Below are 3,552 nucleotides of genomic sequence, written 5' to 3' on the forward strand. Positions count from 1 at the left end.
GAGCCGATCCACACGACTCGGGTGGGGGTGTGGATAAGTCGGGACGTGGGGGTGGGTGAGTGGGGATGATTGGGGGGTGTTGTTCACGGCGGGGCAGGCGGCTGCTCGGGGGATATCGCGGGGAGTGTTGCGCGGGTCGCGGTACCGGCGCGTGTTGGGATCTGTATACGTCGAGGGGTACGTCGCGGTGACCTCCCGGCTGAAGGTCGAGGCGGCGTTGTTGTTGACGCCTGGCGCCGTGGCGAGTCACCACACGGCGTTCGGCCTCTGGACCGCCGACGAGCATGCCGGCGGTGACGTCGTACACGTGACGGTCGAGCGCGATCCGCACCGGGTCCTGCCACGCGTGGGCGGCCTGCGGGTGCACGAGGTACAGCACCTCGACCGGGTGCTCCGGGACGGGCTGCCGCTCACTCCGCCCGAGCGGACATTCCTCGATCTGGCGCCGTACCACGATCTCACCGGCCTGGTCACCGCGGGAGACTCGCTGGTACGCCGTACCGGAGTTGAGCCCGAGCGCCTGATCGAGATGGCGACCGCAGCGATCGGCAGGCGCGGCGCTCGGCTGGCGCGCGAGGCGGCCGCCCTGGTCCGCCGTGGCGTGGACTCGCCGCCGGAATCGCTCCTGCGACTCCTCCTGATCCTCGGCGGCCTCCCCGAACCGGTGGTCGGCTACGTCGTGACCGACTCCGCGGGCGGCTGGCTGGCGCGACCGGACCTGGCTTATCCGGACCTCAGGATCGCGATCGAGTACGACGGGCTGCACCACCTGGTGGACGCCCGTCAATGGCGCCAGGACATCCGCCGCCGCGAGAACCTGGAACGCGAAGGCTGGCTCGTCCGGGTGGTCACCGCCCACGACCTCTACCAAATCCCCCAAACCATCCTCGCGCGCCTCACCCAAGACATCCACTCCCGCCACCACCCCCAAGCCGCCTGACCCACCCCGCCGACTCGTGGCGATTGGCTCCCCGCCCGCCCCGCGAGTCGTGGATATCGGTCGAGAAACCCCCTATTTCACGACCATTTCTCACGACTCGGGGGGTTAGTTGCCTTCGGCTACGAAGTCCATGGGGTCGCCGAAGGCCAGGTCGGTTATGCCGGAGGTGTGGAAGGCGCCGATGAGGAGGGCTCGGCGGTGGGCGGCGAAGGTTAGGACGTGGGCGATCATGCCGCCGTAGGTGAAGACTCTTGGCGGTTCGCAGGTGGTGTCGACGAAGCTTTCGTCGAAGCGGCCGGTTTCGTTGAGGCCGGTGACCAGGGCTACGAAGCGGGCGCCGGAGTCGGCGTGGCGGGTGCGGAGTTCGGGGATCGGGGTGATCACCTGGCGGCCGCATTCGGGGACCTGGAACGGGCGGTCCTCGACCGACGCCAGCCACATCTCCTCCTGCCAGACCAGGCGGTCCAGCAGGTACCGGATCGAGATGTCGTCGTCGATGCCTTCGACGGACAACTCGATCGGGCGGTCCAGGGTGGCGGCGTCCAGGCGGGCGCCGCGTTCGATCAGTTCACCGGTCAGCCATACGTGATGCTCGACCATCCGGACCAGTACGTCCATGCCTCTCACCTTTCGACGGGCCGGCAGCCGAAGTCCGGCCGGCGGCTGGAAGTGCACTCCGCTCGGCGCCGCCAGGAAGAACACCCGCGACGCCTCCCGCCGCCACTCCCGCGGCGGCATCCCGTAAGCCCGGGCGAACGCGCGCGTGAACGCCTCGTTCGACCCGTACCCGGCCTCGACGGCAACATCGAGTACGGCGATCGGCTCGGCCAGCAGCCGGTACGCCGCCCGCTCCAGCAGCACGCGCCGCCGGAACGCGAACGGCGACTCCCCCGCCACCGCGCCGATGACCCGGTCGAAGTGGAACCGCGACAGGTGGACGCGCCCGGCGAGCCCGGCCCCGTCCACCTGGTCGTCCGGCCGGCTCAGACCGGCCGCGACCACCGCCACGAACTCCTCGAACACATCCGCCATGCCCACCACTGTGCCCCCACCCGGCGCCCTCCGACTTGATCGAAATTGCGCTGGTTCGCGGAGTACTCCGCTGTGTGTAGTAGTCTCCTCCGCGGAACACCGAGGAGGTCACGATGGACACCAGCCAGCTGCTCAAGGGCGTACTGGATCTCGCAGTGCTCGCCGTACTGCGGGAGGCCGACGGCTACGGGTACGACGTACTCCGCCGGTTGCGCGCGGCCGGCCTGCAGGACGTCGCGGACGCCTCCGTGTACGGCACGCTCCGCCGGCTGTTCCAGGCGGGCGCGCTGACGTCGTACGTGCAACCGAGCGAGGAAGGCCCGCACCGGAAGTACTACGGGCTGAACAAGACCGGCCGCGAACTGCTGGCCCGCTCCACCGAGACCTGGAACCACTTCGCCGGCACCATGTCGGTGCTGCTGGTCGAGAAGGAGGCGGCGTGAACACCGGAGCCGCGACGATCTACCTGGCGCAGGTGCGGACCGAGCTCAGCGACCTGCCGCCGGGCGAGCTGGAGGACGTACTGCAGGACGTCAGCGGCCACCTCAGCGAGGTCGCCGGCGAGTTCGGCGCCGAGCCGACGATCGGCCAGCTGCAGGACCGCCTCGGCACACCCCGCCAGTACGCCGACGAGCTGCGGACCGCGGCCGGGTACCCCGCCCGTACCGGACCGGCCGGGCAGAGCCACAAGGAACGCCTGAACGCCGGCTCCAACGCCCTGCGCTGGGGCGTGATCGCCGCCACCGTCGGGCCGTTCTTCGTCGCGGTCGCGATCTTCGCCTGGTCGCGACGGGAGACGTCGTTCTTCGGGCTGCTCGGGCTCGGCGTCCTGTTCGTGGCGGCGTTCCTCGGTGTGCTGGCGTTGCGCGGGAACGACCCGCGCGTGGTCCTCGACACCCCGCAGGGCAGCCGCGGCGCGACCGCGATCCGCGGCTGGATCGACCAGATCCCGCCGAACATCCGGCACGAGCTGCTGACCATCGGGCAGCCGACCTGGTGGGTCGCCCGCGGCATGATCGGCGCGGGCGGGTTCTTCGCGCTGTTCGGCGCGCCGGCGGTGACCGTGGTCGCGGCGTTCGCGGGCGCCGGGGCGTCGATCTGGATCGGCCGGAAGACCCAGCAGGACGGCCGCTGGCTGTGGTACGTCGTACCGCTGAACGTGGTCGCCGCGATCGCGGTGCCGGCGTTCCTCGCGGCGGCGTACATGGGAACGTCGTTCGGGTTCCTGAACCACTACGGCCTGCGCAACGGCGCCGCGACGGGGTACCACCCGCCGCAGAACGGCCTGCGCCTGGACGGTACGCCGGTCACGAACCTCTACCCGTTCGATGCCCAGGGCAAGCAGGTCGATGTCCGGCTGTACGACCAGGACGGCAACCCGATCGACCTGGAGCGGCTGGACTGCGCGGGGACGTACGAGCCGGGACAGCACGGGAGTACGAGCAACCAGTTCCCGCAGCCGGTGATCGTGCCGGACGAGAACGGCGTCGTCACGACCGCGAAGAACTGCAAGGACACCACGAAGGCCCCGTTCGCCCCGCCGCCCGCACCGGCCACCACGCCGACGCCCCAGCCGACCC

4 protein-coding genes are annotated in these 3,552 nt (G+C 70.4%); 3 read left to right on the top strand and 1 reads right to left on the bottom strand.

Annotation, left to right across the window (positions count from 1 at the left end; translation table 11 throughout):
* Positions 1-151 precede the first annotated feature (151 nt).
* Positions 152-940: a hypothetical protein gene (locus tag VFF46_RS38315; protein ID WP_325042180.1), complete on the top strand. Its 789-nt coding sequence runs from the start codon at positions 152-154 to the stop codon at positions 938-940.
* A gap of 105 nt (positions 941-1,045) precedes the next feature.
* Here VFF46_RS38315 and VFF46_RS38320 read toward each other — a convergent pair whose 3' ends face one another.
* Positions 1,046-1,972, bottom strand: coding sequence for a helix-turn-helix domain-containing protein (locus VFF46_RS38320; RefSeq protein WP_325042181.1), 927 nt, complete (start codon positions 1,970-1,972; stop codon positions 1,046-1,048).
* Between the two features lie 113 nt (positions 1,973-2,085).
* Between VFF46_RS38320 and VFF46_RS38325 the strand changes: the two genes are divergently transcribed.
* Complete coding sequence (locus VFF46_RS38325; RefSeq protein WP_325042182.1) at positions 2,086-2,415, top strand: PadR family transcriptional regulator; 330 nt, start codon at positions 2,086-2,088, stop codon at positions 2,413-2,415.
* Positions 2,412-3,552 (top strand): HAAS signaling domain-containing protein (locus tag VFF46_RS38330; RefSeq protein WP_325042183.1); only part of this gene is annotated, 1,141 nt, incomplete at its 3' end. The genes VFF46_RS38325 and VFF46_RS38330, both read left to right, overlap by 4 nt.

Source organism: Kribbella sp., from assembly GCF_035655035.1.
In the GTDB taxonomy this organism is placed as follows: Bacteria; Actinomycetota; Actinomycetes; order Propionibacteriales; family Kribbellaceae; genus Kribbella.

What these genes read in the sequence shown, in the direction of transcription:
- VFF46_RS38320 (WP_325042181.1), bottom strand. Translation starts at nt 1,972, where the DNA reads ATGGCGGATGTGTTCGAGGAGTTCGTGGCGGTGGTCGCGGCCGGTCTG.
- VFF46_RS38325 (WP_325042182.1), top strand. Translation starts at nt 2,086, where the DNA reads ATGGACACCAGCCAGCTGCTCAAGGGCGTACTGGATCTCGCAGTGCTC.